The following is a 14,923-nucleotide window of genomic DNA, read 5'->3' on the forward strand; positions in this document are numbered from 1 at the left end:
CGCCGCTAGCGGAGGAGGGCCTTGCCGTCGTCCAGGGCGATCACCACGGCACCGCGGGCGCAGCGGGTCACCAGCTTGGCGGGCCAGTCGCCGGTCAGCGGCACGAGCTCGACGTCAGAGCCCACGTCGGGGTCGCCGGAGGCGTCGCCGGGGTGCAGCCCCGTCACCCGCGCGGCGCCGGGGCGGCCGAGCCGTTCGCGCACCAGGTCGGGGCGGTCGAAGAACCAGTGCGTCGGCGCGTTGGACTCCAGCGCGTCCGCGAGCCGCTCCAGGTCCCGGGCCGCGAGCCGCAGCACCGGAGCCACCCAGGCGGCGTTCTCGGTCACCATCGCCTCGGTGCGGCGCGGGTCGGTGAGGCCCACACGCGTCCCGTCGCGGAACGAGCCGGCCGCGAGCCGCAGCGCGAGGTCGCGGACCGGCGCACCCGCCACGGCCCCCAGGAGCTGGTTGGCCAGCACGTGCGGCACGTGCGACACGAGGGCGACGGCCTCGTCGTGCAGGTCGTCGGTGAGCACGGCGGCCGTCCCGCCCAGCGGGCCGGTGACCAGGCGCAGCACCGAGGCGAGACGGGCCGGGTCGGTCGCGGGCCGGAGGTCGGCCTCGGGCTCGCCGAACCCAGCGGGCTCGCCGACCCCAGCGGTCTCGCCAACTCCGGCGGGCCGGAAGCCGATCTCGGTCTCGCCGACCGCGGAGGGCCGCCCGCCGGCCGTCACCGTGACCGCCCACGGGATCCCCTGCATCAGCGCCGCCGACGATGCGCCGAACCCGCTGTGCTCGGTGCCCGACATCGGGTGCGCCCCGACGTACCGCTCCCCCAGCCCGGCCTCGGCCACCGCCTCCCGCACGGGCCCCTTGACGGAGCCGACGTCGGTCACGGTCGGGTCCCAGCCCTCCTCGCCCGCCAGCGCCTCCGCGAGCTCGGCCGCCACGGAACGCATGGCGCGCAGAGGGGCCGCGAGCACCACGACGTCCGGCCGGTTGGCGGCCAGGCGGGCCACGTCGTCGGCCACCGTGAGGCCTGCCGCGCGCGCCTCGCCGCCCGAGGCGGGGTCGGTCGCGACAACGGGCACGCCCGCCGCCTGCAGGGCGCGGGCGAGCGACCCGCCGATCAGGCCGAGCCCCACCACGCCGACGCTCACCACAGCAGCCCCCGCTCCAGCGCGTGCGCCTCGTCCTTCGACGACACCGAGCCGACCGGGACGTGGTCGGGGTCGAGCACGCCGTCGAGCGCCCGGAAGCCGGCACCCGCCGGGAACAGGCCGAGCGTCTTGAGCGCGTCCCCCGCGGCGAGCAGGTCGTTCAGCACCTCGCGCGCGCCCGGGTCCCACGGCGCCTCGTCGAACGTCACCACGAACACGTACTTGCTCTCCTGAGCCTTGAGCGGCCGCGTGATCAGGCTCGACATGTTCACGCCCCGGTCGCCGAACGCGGCGGTGATCCGCGCCAGCACACCCGGTCCGGTCACCGCGGGGGTGATCGCCAGCATCGTCTTCCACGCCGTCGCACCGGCCGCGCGCGCCCGGGCCAGGTGCGCGCCGGCGACGTTCCGCCTGGTCAGCACGAGGAACCGGGTGCGGCCGCCGCGGAAGTCCTCGACCGCCTTCGCGTACGTCTCCAGCCCGTACAGCTCGCCGCAGATCGTGGGCCCCAGCGCGATGGTCCCCGGCCCGGCATCGCGGCAGGCGGCCGCGTTGGACGACGCCGGAGCGGTCGCCAGCCCGGTCTCTGTCACGAAGCCCGCGCACTGCGCCAGCCCGTGCGGGTGCGCCGACACCTCGGCCAGCTCGCCGTGCCCAGGGCGCACGAACGCGTCGAACGACACGTCGAGCGCCACCTCGTCGACGGCGACGACGTCGGCGCTGGACAGCAGCGCGTCCAGGGACGGCACCACGTAGCCCTCGACGGAGGACTCGATGGCGACCACGCCCACGTCGGCGCTGCCGGCCGCGACGGCGTCGTGCACGTCCTTGACCGTGTCCAGCGGCTCGGCGGCCGCGTCGGCGTCGCCCGACGCCGGCTGCCGGCGCGCCCACTCCAGCGCGGCCTGGTGGGTGAACGTGCCCTCAGGACCCAGGTACGCGACCCGGGTACCTGGGTCGCGGCGGCCACCCCGCTCCACGCCGCTCTGCTTCACGCCACTCTGCCCCGTGCCGCCCTGCTCCATGCCCGGCGCCGTCATGCCCACTGCGGTGTCAGGGCGTCGGGCCCTGGCACGAACGACTCGCCCGGCAGCACGGCCAGCGTGCGGTGCGCGACGCCGCGCTCGGTGAGGGCGTCGACCAGCACGGTCAGCACGTCCGACGTCGGGCAGGAGAACGACGCGAAGAACACGTGCGGTCCGGCCGACGACGGCTGGCTGCGCAGGTGGTCGAGGTCGAGCCCGGCGTCGGCGATGACCGCGAGGGTGGGCTGGAGGGAACCGAGGTGGTCGTCCGCCGGGCCGAACGCGAGCCACACCTGGGCGGGTTTGGTGAACGGAGGCCAGTCGGCACGGGACTCCAGCAGCCCGTACCAGACCGGACCGCCCTCGGCGAGCGCCGCGCTGTCCGGGAGCTCCGCGAAGCCCGCGGGCACCCGCGACCGCTCGATCACGAGCGACCCGCCCTCGCCCGCCAGGGCTATGCGCTCCTCGACGGTCGTACGGGTAGGCACCAGGCGCGGGCTCACGCCGAGGCCGCGCAGCACGCCCGCGCAGTCGCGCATCCCGGCCTCGTCGATCACGACCTGGCCCACGGTGGCGCCGGCGCCGACCCACACCCACTGGCCGGGCACGGCGACCGCCGCCGTCACGATGAGCGAGGAGGCACCCTCCAGGAGAGCGCGCTCGAGGCCCGGCGCCGGGTGCTCCGGGTGGCCGAGGTGCATCACCGCCGCCAGGGCGTCGATGCTGGCGACCGTGGCGAGCGTGTCGGCGGTGGTGCCGAGGTCGAGCAGCTCTACCGGGTCGTTCCAGCCCGCCATCCGTGCGGCAAGCACCGCGTGCGCGGGAGACTCCCGCTCGCTACGTCCAAGCATGTGCGCAACCTACCGCCGGTCACCCACAAGAGCCTCACGGCTAGTCGCACACGACCGGGTTGTCCGGGTTGTAGGTGTGGTCGAACGAGTTCTCCTTGACCACCTGGCCGTCGTGGAGGACCTGGCGGGAGACGGTGACGGAGAAGCCGTCCTCGCCACCGGGGTACGGCTCGCAGTCCGCCGAGGAGTCGTGCACCGTCGTCGTCGGCACGATGTTCCGCTTCTCGCTCGTGCTCTCCTGCACCGTGTAGTACTTGGTGCTCCAGATGCGGACCGTGAGCTCGCCGCCGGACACGAAGGACTGCATCACCGCACCGTACGGGGTGTCGTTGGTGAACTTCATGTCCTTGGCGCCCACGTAGATCGTGGCCTCGCGGCCCGGTGGGTAGCGCGGGAACCAGAACGAGTGCGCGTGGTGCTCGACGTCGTCGAACCCGGCGAAGAAGCCAGCGTTGAAGGACGTGGTGGCCATCTGCGAGAGGCCGCCGCCCACCGCCTCCACGTGCTCGCCGTTCTCGACGACGCCCGCGTCGAAGTACCCGTTCTCCAGCGTGATCGGCGCGAGCGCCTCCAGCAGGGAGAACGTCTCACCCGGCTTGATGAGGTTGCCGGTGATCATCTCGGCGCCGCGCACCAGGTTCTGGGTGCGCACCGGCTCGTTGGTCAGCGGCGTGCTGAACTCGGAGACGATCTCCTTGACGCCGAGGGCCTGCAGCGACTCGACGGTCTCCTGCGGGTCCTGCTCGACGAGCTCGACCGACGTCTCGCGGTCGTCCCCCGTCGCGGCGATCCGTACGGCCTTGCCCGCCTCGACCGGATCGAGGGTGGTGCCGGTCCTGCCCTCCACGATCGTCGGCCGGCCGTCGACGAACTCGAAGTGCGCGTCGTCCGGCACCTCGAGCAGGTTGGTGGTGCTGTCGACGATCGCGGCGACGGTCGCCTCCCGGTCCACGATCGTGACGAGCTGGTTGTCCTTCTGCTCGAACCGGAACAGCCCGGCCAGCACCTCCGGCGCGAGCACCGGCTGCTGGTCGCCCACGGAGACGGTGACCGGCTCCGACACGATCTTCTGCGCCACCGCGAACCGCTCGTCGGTCTGCTTCTGCGTGATCACCGGCTGGACCTGCTCGACCGGCAGGTCGAACGGGCCGTCCTGGTTCATCCAGCGCTCCTGGATGATGCGCGAGGTCTCGCTCGCGACGATCCGCGAGCCCGCCTTCGGGTCGGTCTTGACCGCCTGCCCGTCGACGAACCCGACGGTGCCGTCGACCGGCGCTACGGTGAGCGACTCCTCCAGGCCCGCCACGGCGGCGTCGAACTTCTCGCTGTCGATGTCCAGGACCAGCTCCTCCTCGGAGCCGCCGAACATGTGCGCCCACATCTGCATCGGGCTCAGCGAGAACCCGGTGAGCTGGGCCGCCGTCGCCTCGGCGTCGATCGCGAGACCGCTGGGCCCCGGCGAGAGCTGGGCCTTGCCCTCGCCCGCCGTGAGCTCGATCGGCTCCTTGACGCGCGGGGCGAGCTGCTCCGTCAGCGCGGCGGCGGCCTCGGCCTGCGTCATCCCGCCGACGTCGACGCCCGCCACCGTGGTCTCGCGCGGAGCCGTGTCGCTCAGGCTCCACGCCACCAGCGCGTAGATCGCGAACAGTACGACGGCGCCCAGCACCGAGAACAGCGCGATCTTGGGACCTCGGCTCGGGGCGCCGTCGCCGGCGAGGCCGAAGAACGTGCCGGCGCCGTCCGCACCCGGGGCGGTGGGGCCGTTCGGGCCGACCGGACCGTTCGGGGCGCTCGGGCCACCGGGGGCGGCCGCCTGCGGCGTCGCCTGCCCCGCCTCGGGGCGCGGCGGCGGCCAGCCCGTCAGCGGGCGCGCGACGCGCTGGATCGCGCCCGTCAGCGGCTTGAGGAAAGGGATCTGGCCGGCATCCGGCGGGGGCACCGTGCCAGGCTCCGACGGCGGCGCGGACGGCGGCACCGTGCCCGGACGCGAGGCGAGCGGGGCCGGCGGCACCGTCGGCGGGACGGACGGCGGGAGCGGGGCCGACGGCGCTGGGGCTGCCGTGTTGGCTGCTGCGGCGCCTGCTGCTGCCGTGCTCGCCGCTGCCGTTCCGGCGGCCGTGCCTTCTACGGCCGTTCCCGCTGCTGCCGTATCGCGGGCCGCTGTGTCCGGGGACTTCGGGCTCGGGGCGGCTGCGCCGGATACCGGCGCGTCCGAGACCTTCGAGTCAGGGGTCGTCGAGTCTGCGGTCTTCGAGTCCGCGGACTTGGGGTCGGGAGTCGCCGAGTCCGGGGCCCCTGGGGCCGAGGCTGTTGCGTCCGAGGCAGCGGCGCCTGCCCCTGCCGTGTCAGACGCTGCTTCACCAGGTGCCGCCGTGCCAGCTGCGGCAGTGCCTTCCACCGCGTCCGCGGCGGCCGAACCGCCCTCGGCGTCGGACGAACCCGCCGCCGAGCCAGCGACCGAACCAGTGCCGGCGGCGGAGGCCGCCGCGACTGCCGCGGCTCCCCCCGCGGCCGCCGCCGCTGCGGTGGCCGCTGTACCGGCTCGCGCCGAGGCGTCGGACACCGGCCCGGCAGAGGTCGCGTCCGTCGTCACGTCGGGGGTCTTGTTCGGGTCTGTCACGTCTGGTGTCTGTCCTGCCGCCGAGGAGCCCTGCGCCGCACCAGGCCTCGCGGCATCCTGCGGCCGCGTGCTCTGCCGCTCGACGCCGTTCGACCCGGAACCCGTCTTGGGCGGGCGGTCAAAGGCGAAGACCCGCGGCGTGTACCCGCCCCTCGGCTTTGCCGCCTTTGTCGTGGGCGCCGCGAGCGTCTCGACGACGGTCTGCAGCACGGCGACCTGGTTGGGGCCGTCGGTCACCGGCTCGGCGGTCTCGCGCGGGGACTCCGGCTCACGCGACGCGCCGGACGCCGTCGGCCCGCTCGAGACGGCGGATGCGGCCGGCTCGCCCGACGCGGCGGAGGCGCTCGGCTTACCTGAGGCAACGGGCACGCCCGGCCCACCGGACGCCGTCGGCTCACCCACCGCAGCGGACGCCGACGGGCCGCCAGACGCGCTCGAAGCAGCGGTCGCGCCCGGCGCGGCCGACTCACTCGCGGCGCCGGCCGCCGCCGCGCCGTCCGGCACCGTGCCCGCCGAAGCGCCGGTCGACGCGTTCGTGGGCGCGGCGGGCGCCCCCGCTGCCGGTGCGACGGGGGCCTGTGGGGTCTTCGAGGGCTCGGACTGCTCCGAAGCGGTCACGGGCTCGGCCTTCTCTGTGGTGCGGGGGGCCGGCTGAGCGGTCGGACGACCGGCCGGTACGGCGGGCTGCACGACCCGAGGGGCCGCCGTCCGCGCAGGGGACTGCGGTGCGGGGAGCGACACGCTGCCAGGGCGTTTCTGGGACAGGCGAGGAGGCGTCACCGAGGCAGGATCGGTCCCGGCATTCTCGTCTGACGTCGGCTCGAGCGGTTCGTCACGCTCGGTCGGCTGGCCCATCGGCACGCTCCGTGCAACTACCCGGGACACGGGCTCTCCGCGTCCCCCAAGGGCGCACCGGACCTGCGGCCAATCCGCTGGACGGGGCCGCCCTGCCGGGCATCCTATCGAGCGGGAATCAGCCCCAACCCCACGTACTGGACGCCCCGAGGTGGAGGTTCTGTATCAATCCTGCTCACCATCTTGAATCACTTTGCGAAGGGCCGCAGGCCTCAGGCGGCGGGCCGATTCGTGCGGGCGGGGACGTCGGCGAACCACGACGCCGGCAGGAACGCCGCGATCGCCAGGACGGCCACCCCGACGTACGACCAGACCAGGCCGAGCGTGCCCGCCGGGACCACGACGTCGCCCCCGGAACCCGGCAGGGACAGGACCTGCACGGCGGCCACCCAGCCCACGCCGTAGGCGAGCAGTGTGCCGTAGCCGGCCCAGGCACGCGCCAGCACGCCGGCCGCCGCCGTCAGCGCGAGCGCGAGGAGCAGCCCGGGGTACCAGGACTCGTCGCCGAACCGGTGCACCACGGTCCCCAGCGCGCCGATGACAACACCGAGCACCACGGCCAGCACAGTGCGCACGATCGTCCGTCGGAGGGTGCTTCCGGATGAGTTCACCCAGGCATTCTCCAGCATCCGTCTGGGAGAACTCTGCATGTGTGGAACGCAAGTGTGGAACACTCCGGCGGGTGAACACGCTCCAGGCACAGACCCAGCTCATCATCCGACAGCGGATCCGCATGATGGTCAACCAGTACGAGGTCCACGGGGCGCAGCCCGACGGCTCGCAGGGTGACCTCTACGCGTTCGCCCAGCAGAAGCGCATGGCGTTCCGCGAGCAGGTCACGCTCTACACCGACGACTCCAAGCAGGAGGCGGTGCTCGGGTTCAAGGCCCGCCAGGTGATGGACCTCGGCGCCACCTACGACGTCGTCGACGCGGGCGGCACCCCGATCGGCTCGTTCCGCAAGGACTTCGCCAAGTCGCTGCTGCGCAGCACCTGGCACCTCGAGCAGCCGGGCCTCGGCACCACCACGGGGACCGAGCGGAGCATGGCCGTGGCCATCATCCGCCGGATCTTCGACGTGGAGTGGCTGCCCTACCACTTCGACTTCGTGGTCGACGGCCAGCCGGCCTTCTCCGTGGAGAAGAAGTGGGGCCTGACCGACCGGTACGTCGTGAACATCCAGGACCCGCGCCTCGACCGTCGCCTCGTCACCGCCATGGCGATCGCCCTGGACGCCCTCCAGGAGCGCTGACCCGCCCGAGGGAGCCATGGGCGGGCGGTCCTCGCCCTCCTCGGTCTCAAAGGGGCTGGCCACCGGCGTCGAGGGTGCCGCTCGCATCGAGGGGGCTGTGCACGGTGCCCTCCGGGTCGACGACGAGATAGGTCTCGGTCGTGAGGATCGGCGCCAGCACGCCGTTGGACAGGGCGTACCAGCCGGCGACCGGCCCCACGGGCCGAGCCAGCGCCGTGGCCCACTGCACCTGCGTGGCATGCGCCCGCATTGCGGCAACCACCCGCCCAACCACGGCCCCACCCCCAACCCGCACGGCTAGGTTCCCGGCCTCACCCCGAGTGGTCGGCAAAATGTCAGGAGATCGGTAATCCGAGGTGCCGATCTCCTGACGGTTTACCGACCACGTAGTCAGGTCGTGCCGCGCCAGCGGGGGGAGGGCCTCCTGCGGGGTCGGGAGGGTGAGGCCGGCGGCCTCCGCCAGCGCGAGCACCTCCGGGACGGTCGCGAGGGTCGCGCGCGCCTCGCGCAGCTCGGCAGCCGAGACCACCGCCTGCCACAGCGCGGCTCCGGCCCACGGTTCGCCCGGCCCGCCGTCGTCGTCGGGCTGCCACGCCGGGTCCGCAGCCAGCTCCAGCGCGCGGACGGTCACCTCGTGCGCTCGCACGTGGTCGGGATGCCCGTACCCCCCGCCGGGCTCGTACGTGACGACGACGGCGGGGCGCCACACGCGGATCAGCACCGCCAGCCGGCCGGCGGGCTCGTCGAGCGGCACCCGCGCGAACGCCGTCGGCGGGGAGTCAGGGGCCGGGCCGGCGACGCCTGGCGCCACCCACGCCATCCCGGAGTCCTCGTACCGCACCATGCCCGGCGTGTCGGACGCGTGGGCCGCTTCGGCGACGCGTGACGCCGGAAGGACGCGTGACACAGGAGGGACGCGTGACGCCGGAAGGGTGTCGAGGAAGCTGTGCTCGATCGTGCCCGTGCCGCCGTCGAGCTCCGCCAGCGCTCTGGCCAGCTCGGTCTCCCGGTAGGCGCCCAGCGCGGGGCCGTCGCCTTCGAGGTCGGCCCGGCCCTCCGCCGTCGTGCCGGGGAGGGCGATGACCTCGCCCCGCTCGCCGCGTGTGCACGTCACCACGTGGACCGGCCGCCCGGATGACGCCCAGGTTGCCAGCAGGGTACCCGTCGACAGCGTCTCGTCGTCGGGATGCGCGTGCACGGCCAGCAGGCCACCGGAGGTGGGCATCTCCAAGAGCCCCTCGGAAGCGGACATCCCCGGCAAGCTCCCGGAGGCGGGCACGACCCGCAAGCCCTCGGAGGCGGCCACCCCCTGCAACCCCCCGGAAGCACCGAGTGCCGGGTGCTCGCCCGGACGACGCGTCGTCATCGGGCGACCACCCGGCACTCGGCCAGAGGCAAGGTCAGGAGCGCTTGGCGCGAGCCACAGCCCGCGCGCGCTCGGTGGCGTCCAGGACCACCTTGCGGATGCGGACCACCTCGGGCGTCACCTCGACGCACTCGTCCTCCTGCGCGAACTCCAGCGACTCCTCCAGCGTGAGCTTGCGCGGCGGGATCAGGTTCTCGAAGTTGTCGGCGGTGGAGGACCGCATGTTCGTCAGCTTCTTCTCCTTGGTGATGTTGACGTCCATGTCCTCGTTGCGCGAGTTCTCGCCCACGATCATGCCCTCGTACACCTCCTGCGTGGGGTCCACGAAGAAGGAGCCGCGCTCCTGGAGGTTGATCATGGCGAACGGCGTCACCTTGCCCGCGCGGTCCGCGACGAGCGAGCCGGTCAGGCGCGACTCGATCGGGCCGTGCCAGGGCTCGTAACCGTCGGAGATCGACGCGGCGATGCCGGTGCCGCGCGTGTCCGTGAGGAACTGGGTGCGGAAGCCGATCAGGCCGCGCGCCGGGACCATGAACTCCATGCGGACCCAGCCGGTGCCGTGGTTGGTCATGGTCTCCATACGGCCCTTGCGCTGCGCGAGCAGCTGCGTGACGGCGCCGAGGTACTCCTCCGGCACGTCGATCGTCATGCGCTCCATCGGCTCGTGCACCTTGCCGTCGATGGTCTTGGTGACCACCTGCGGCTTGCCGACCGTCAGCTCGAAGCCCTCGCGGCGCATCTGCTCCACCAGGATCGCCAGGGCCAGCTCGCCACGGCCCTGCACCTCCCACGCGTCGGGGCGCTCGGTCGGCAGCACCTTGAGCGACACGTTGCCGATGAGCTCGGAGTCGAGGCGGTCCTTGACCTGGCGGGCGGTGACCTTGTGGCCCTTGCCGCCCTTGCCCGCCAGCGGCGAGGTGTTGATGCCGATGGTCATCGAGATCGCGGGGTCGTCCACCGTGATGAGCGGCAGCGGGCGCGGGTCGTCGAGGTCGGTGAGGGTCTCGCCGATCATGATGTCCGCGATACCGGCGACGGCGACGATCTCGCCCGGGCCGGCCTTGTCGGTCGGCACGCGGTCGAGCGCCTTGGTCTCCAGCAGCTCGGTGATCTTCACGCTCTGCAGGGTGCCGTCGTGCCGCGCCCACGCGACGTTCTGGCCCTTGGACAGGGTGCCGTTGTGGATGCGCAGCAGCGCGAGGCGGCCGAGGAACGGCGACGCGTCGAGGTTGGTGACGTGCGCCTGCAGCGGCACGCCCTCCTCGTAGGTCGGGGCCGGGATCTTCTCGAGGATGGTGGCGAACAGCGGCTCGAGGTCCTCGTTGTCGGGCAGGCCGCCGTCGGCGGGCTGGTCGGTGGAGGCGCGGCCGGCCTTGGCCGACGCGTACACGACGGGCACGTCGAGGATGGCGTCCAGGTCGAGGTCCTCGACCTCGTCGGACAGGTCGCCGGCCAGGCCCAGCAGCAGGTCGGTGGTCTCGGCGACCACCTCGGAGATCCGCGCGTCGGGGCGGTCCACCTTGTTGACGACGACGATGACCGGCAGCTTCGCCGCCAGCGCCTTGCGCAGCACGAAGCGGGTCTGGGGCAGCGGGCCCTCGGACGCGTCGACCAGCAGCACGACGCCGTCGACCATCGACAGGCCGCGCTCGACCTCACCGCCGAAGTCGGCGTGGCCGGGCGTGTCGATCACGTTGATGGTGATGCCGTCGGGCTGCCCGCCGGCCGCCGCCGCGGGGCCGGCGTACCGGATGGCGGTGTTCTTGGCGAGGATCGTGATGCCCTTCTCACGCTCCAGGTCGCCCGAGTCCATCACGCGGTCGTCGACGTGCTGGTGGGCCGAGAACGCACCCGCCTGCCGGAGCATGGCGTCCACGAGCGTGGTCTTGCCGTGGTCGACGTGCGCCACGATCGCGACGTTGCGCAGGTCGGATCGGGTCGCGCGGGTCGGCGCGGTTGCAGGCACGGTCACGGAGCACTCATTTCCGAAAGGGGAGGTCAAGGGGGCGCGGACTCTGGCCCGGACGGACCGGTCTCGCAGCGCCCCTATCTTACCCGCGAATCGAAATCCCCAGGTGTCGGCCGCATCACTGCCCGGTGAACAACCCCGGACGGGGTCGGGCAGGGAGCGGCGTCAGCCGCCGATCTCCAGGCTCGCGCCCGGGATCGCCGCCAGCAGGTCCCGCGTGTACTCCTGCTGCGGGTTGTCGAACACCTCGTCGGTGGTCGCGTGCTCCACGATGCTGCCGTCCTTCATCACGGCCACGAGGTCGGCGATCTGCCGCACGACGGCCAGGTCGTGCGTGATGAACAGGAAGGACAGCCCCAACTCCGCCTGCAGGTCGTTGAGCAGCGTCAGGATCTGCGCCTGGACCAGCACGTCGAGCGCCGAGACGGCCTCGTCGAGCACGAGCACCTCCGGCTTCAGCGCCAGGGCACGCGCGATGGCGATGCGCTGCCGCTGGCCGCCCGAGAGCTCGTTCGGGAACCGCCGCATGGTGGCCTGCGGCAGCGACACCATGTCGAGCAGCTCGCGGACGCGCGCCTCGCGGGACTTCCGGTCGCCCACCCGGTGCAGGGCGAGCGGCTCCTCGATCGAGCGGAAGATCGAGTAGGTCGGGTCCAGCGAGCCGTACGGGTTCTGGAACACCGGCTGCACCCGGCGGCGCAGCCCGAACTGCTCCTTCCGGGACATCTTCGCCACGTCCTTGCCGTCGAACAGCACCGTGCCCGACGTCGGCTCGAGCAGTCCCAGCACCATGTTGGCCGCCGTCGACTTGCCCGAGCCCGACTCCCCCACCAGGGCGAGGGTGCGGCCCTTGGGCAGCGTGAAGTCGATGCTGTCCACCGCGGTGAAGTCCGTGTGCGTGCCCGGCCGGGAGCCACGGATGTGGAACACCTTGGTCAGGTCCTTGGCCACGACGACGTCGGGCGCGGCGGTGGCCGTCTCGTCCGCGTGCTCGGCGAGCAGGTCGGTCGCCTCGGCGCCACGCTCGTGGGCCGACTGGATGCGCCGCGACGCCAGCGACGGGGCCGAGGCCACGAGCCGCTTGGTGTACTCGTGCTGCGGGTCCTTGAGGATCTGCGCCGCCGGGCCGGACTCCACGACCCGGCCCTTGTACATCACCACGAGGTGCTCGGCGCGCTCGGCGGCCAGGCCCAGGTCGTGCGTGATGAACAGGACGGCCGTGCCGAGCTCCGCGGTGAGCCCGTCCAGGTGGTCCAGGATCGTCTTCTGCACCGTGACGTCGAGGGCTGACGTCGGCTCGTCCGCGATGAGCAGCTTGGGCCGCGAGGCCAGGCCGATCGCGATGAGCGCACGCTGGCGCATGCCGCCGGAGAACTCGTGCGGGAACTGGCGGGCGCGGCGCGCGGCGTCGGGCAGGCCGGCCTCGCCGAGCAGCTCGGCGACGCGCGCCGTGCGCTCCGCCTTGCTGCCCTGGAAGCCGTTGGCCACCAGCGCCTCGTCGATCTGCGTGCCGATGCGCCACACCGGGTTCAGGTTGGACATCGGGTCCTGCGGCACCAGACCGATCTCGCGGCCGCGCAGGTCCTCGACCTGCTTGCGCTTGAGGCCCACGAGCTCGCGCCCGCCGAACGTGATGGACCCGCCGGTCACCTTGCCGGTGCCGGGCAGCAGGTCGATGATCGCGTGCGCCGTGGTGGACTTGCCGGAGCCCGACTCGCCCACGATCGCCACGGACTGGCCCGGGTAGACCGTGAGGTCCACGCCGCGCACGGCCTCGACCGTGCCGGTGGCCGTGGTGAACGAGATCTGCAGGTCGCGGATCTCGAGCAGCGGGCTGCTGTCGTCGCGCTTCTCGGCGGGCACCGGGGCGTCCTCGGTGGCCCCGTCGGTGAGGGTGATCGTGGTGGTCATCGCTTCCTCGCCTTCGGGTCGAGGGCGTCGCGCACGACGTCGCCCATCATGATGAAGCTCAGTACGGTCAGCGCGAGCGCGGTCGCAGGGTAGATCATGATCTCGGGAGCCACCCGAATGGACGTCTGCGCCTTGGCGAGGTCGCCGCCCCAGGAGACGGTCGATGTCGGCAGGCCGATACCGAGGAAGCTCAGCGTCGCCTCCGCGACGATGAACGTACCGAGGGCGACCGTCGCGTAGACGATGATCGGCGCTGCCGCATTCGGCAGCACATGCCGCCCGAGAATTGCGAGCCGTCCCATGCCCAGGGCCTTCGCTGCCGTGACGAACTCGTTGTTCTTCACGCTGAGCACCGCACCGCGAGTGATGCGGGCGATGGAGGTCCAGCCGAACGTCGCGAGCACGACCGCGACCACCACTTCGTTGCGGTCCTGCAGCAGGCTCATGATGACGATCGCGGCAAGCACGAACGGCACCGCGAAGAAGATGTCGGTGAACCGGGACAGAAGCGTGTCGAGCCAGCCGCCGAAGTACCCCGCGATCGAGCCGATGAGCGTGCCGATCACGACGACGAACACCGTGGACAGAAGTCCGACGATCACCGAGGCACGCGCGCCGTAGATCGCCCGCGCGTAGATGTCGCACCCTTGCTTGTCGAACCCGAAAATGTGGCCAGTCGTTGGCGCACCCAGCGAGTCCTCCAAGTGGCACTCTGTCGGGCTCGTGGACGTGAACAGTCCGGGGAGTGTCGCCATCAGGACGACGAACAGGATGAGCACCGCGGAGGCCCAGAACAGCGGGCGATGACGCATGTCCCGCCATGCGTCCCCCCAAAGGCTGGACGGCCGCTCGGAGGTGTCGACCGCATCGACGGCGCCGACTCGCACCTCCTCCGGAAGTGCCACGAAGTGGCCCTGGCCCGGGCGTGGAGCCCTCTCGTACCGGTTGTCAGGCATAGCGGATCCTCGGGTCCAGGACGGCGTACAGCACGTCCACGATCAGGTTGGCGGCGATGTAGACGATGACGAGCACCGTGGTCAGTGACACCACTGTCACGTTCTCGCCACGGACGATCGCCTGATAGAGGGTGCCGCCGACACCGTTGACGTTGAAGATTCCCTCGGTGACGATCGAGCCGCCCATGAGGTTTCCCAGATCGATGCCGATGAAAGTCACCACCGGGATGAGGGAGTTGCGCAGCACATGTCGACTCATGACCCTGGACCCTGCCAGCCCCTTGGCGCGTGCCGTGCGCACGAAGTCCGCAGTGATGTTCTCGACGACTGACGTCCGTGTCAGGCGCAAGATGTAGGCGAACGACGTCGTGGCCAGCACGATGGCTGGCATCAACAGGCTGATGAAGTCAGGGTCACGGCCGGCGGTGATCGGTAGCCAGCCGAGCTGCACGCCCACGATGGCCTGCAATACGAACCCGATCACGAACGTGGGCACTGAGATGAGCAACAGGCTCCAGAGCAGCACCGTGGAATCGAACAGCTTGCCCTTGCGGATCCCGGCGAACAGGCCGAAGGCGATACCGAACACCGTCTCGATGACGATCGCCATGAGCGCGAGCTGGAACGTCACCGGGAACGCCTGAGCAATGACCTCGGTGACCGGGCGCCCGGTGAAGGTGACGCCCATGTCGAAGGTGAAGACACCCTTGAGGAAGTACAGGTACTGCACGAGGAAGGGCTGGTCCAGGTGATACGCCTCGCGGATAGCGAGTTCAGCCGCTGGTGACAGGCCGCGATCGCCGCCTAGAGCGGCCACAGGATCGCCCGGGCGCAGGAACACCAGCCCGTACAACAACAGCGTGGCGCCGAGGAACACTGGGATCACCTGCAGCAGCCGGCGTCCGATGTACCAGAGCATTCGTTGGTCTCCTTGGTTGATGGCTGCGGAACATTCTCCCGGACCGCGTCCGGTGTTCTG

12 protein-coding genes are annotated in these 14,923 nt (G+C 71.9%); 2 read left to right on the top strand and 10 right to left on the bottom strand.

Translation table 11 applies throughout. The annotated features are described in order from the left end of the window. Positions 1-5: 5 nt before the first annotated feature. From AC0QU1_RS21480 to AC0QU1_RS21495, 4 genes are read right to left on the bottom strand one after another with little or no spacing between them, the layout of a single operon-like run. On the bottom strand, positions 6-1,139 hold the full coding sequence (locus AC0QU1_RS21480) for a prephenate dehydrogenase (RefSeq protein WP_483572309.1): 1,134 nt from the start codon (positions 1,137-1,139) through the stop codon (positions 6-8). Further along, entirely contained in the window at positions 1,136-2,179 is a 1,044-nt protein-coding gene (locus AC0QU1_RS21485) for a prephenate dehydratase (protein ID WP_483572311.1), read from the bottom strand. Before AC0QU1_RS21485 ends, AC0QU1_RS21480 begins: the two co-directional genes overlap by 4 nt. Beyond that, on the bottom strand, positions 2,176-3,015 hold the full coding sequence (locus AC0QU1_RS21490) for a hypothetical protein (RefSeq protein WP_483572313.1): 840 nt from the start codon (positions 3,013-3,015) through the stop codon (positions 2,176-2,178). The genes AC0QU1_RS21485 and AC0QU1_RS21490 overlap by 4 nt, the downstream gene beginning before the upstream one ends. Positions 3,016-3,055: 40 nt before the next feature. Next, positions 3,056-4,954, bottom strand: coding sequence for a VanW family protein (locus tag AC0QU1_RS21495; protein WP_483572314.1), 1,899 nt, complete (start codon positions 4,952-4,954; stop codon positions 3,056-3,058). 820 nt (positions 4,955-5,774) lie between these two features. Between AC0QU1_RS21495 and AC0QU1_RS21500 the strand changes: the two genes are divergently transcribed. Continuing rightward, entirely contained in the window at positions 5,775-6,290 is a 516-nt protein-coding gene (locus AC0QU1_RS21500; RefSeq protein WP_483572316.1) for a hypothetical protein, read from the top strand. Positions 6,291-6,702: 412 nt separating this feature from the next. Here the strand turns inward: AC0QU1_RS21500 and AC0QU1_RS21505 are convergent, their stop codons facing one another. Beyond that, positions 6,703-7,101, bottom strand: a complete 399-nt coding sequence (locus AC0QU1_RS21505; protein WP_483572317.1) for a DUF6113 family protein — start codon at positions 7,099-7,101, stop codon at positions 6,703-6,705. 71 nt (positions 7,102-7,172) lie between these two features. Between AC0QU1_RS21505 and AC0QU1_RS21510 the strand changes: the two genes are divergently transcribed. Beyond that, positions 7,173-7,742 (top strand): LURP-one-related family protein, encoded by a 570-nt coding sequence (locus AC0QU1_RS21510; protein ID WP_483572318.1) that lies wholly within the window; start codon positions 7,173-7,175, stop codon positions 7,740-7,742. 46 nt (positions 7,743-7,788) lie between these two features. Here the strand turns inward: AC0QU1_RS21510 and AC0QU1_RS21515 are convergent, their stop codons facing one another. The 5 genes from AC0QU1_RS21515 to AC0QU1_RS21535 form a co-directional block, all read right to left on the bottom strand. Continuing rightward, on the bottom strand, positions 7,789-8,994 hold the full coding sequence (locus AC0QU1_RS21515; RefSeq protein WP_483616313.1) for a PIG-L family deacetylase: 1,206 nt from the start codon (positions 8,992-8,994) through the stop codon (positions 7,789-7,791). 148 nt (positions 8,995-9,142) lie between these two features. Continuing rightward, complete coding sequence (gene typA, locus AC0QU1_RS21520; protein WP_483572323.1) at positions 9,143-11,080, bottom strand: translational GTPase TypA; 1,938 nt, start codon at positions 11,078-11,080, stop codon at positions 9,143-9,145. A 162-nt stretch (positions 11,081-11,242) separates the two neighbouring features. Then, positions 11,243-12,988, bottom strand: a complete 1,746-nt coding sequence (locus AC0QU1_RS21525) for a dipeptide ABC transporter ATP-binding protein (protein ID WP_483572325.1) — start codon at positions 12,986-12,988, stop codon at positions 11,243-11,245. Next, the gene (locus AC0QU1_RS21530) at positions 12,985-13,944 is read right to left on the bottom strand and encodes an ABC transporter permease (RefSeq protein ID WP_483572327.1); all 960 of its coding nucleotides are present in this window, start codon (positions 13,942-13,944) and stop codon (positions 12,985-12,987) included. The genes AC0QU1_RS21525 and AC0QU1_RS21530 overlap by 4 nt, the downstream gene beginning before the upstream one ends. Beyond that, complete coding sequence (locus tag AC0QU1_RS21535; RefSeq protein ID WP_483572328.1) at positions 13,937-14,863, bottom strand: ABC transporter permease; 927 nt, start codon at positions 14,861-14,863, stop codon at positions 13,937-13,939. Before AC0QU1_RS21535 ends, AC0QU1_RS21530 begins: the two co-directional genes overlap by 8 nt. Between the last annotated feature and the right edge of the window lie 60 nt (positions 14,864-14,923).

The organism is Promicromonospora noduliphila (assembly GCF_056951025.1).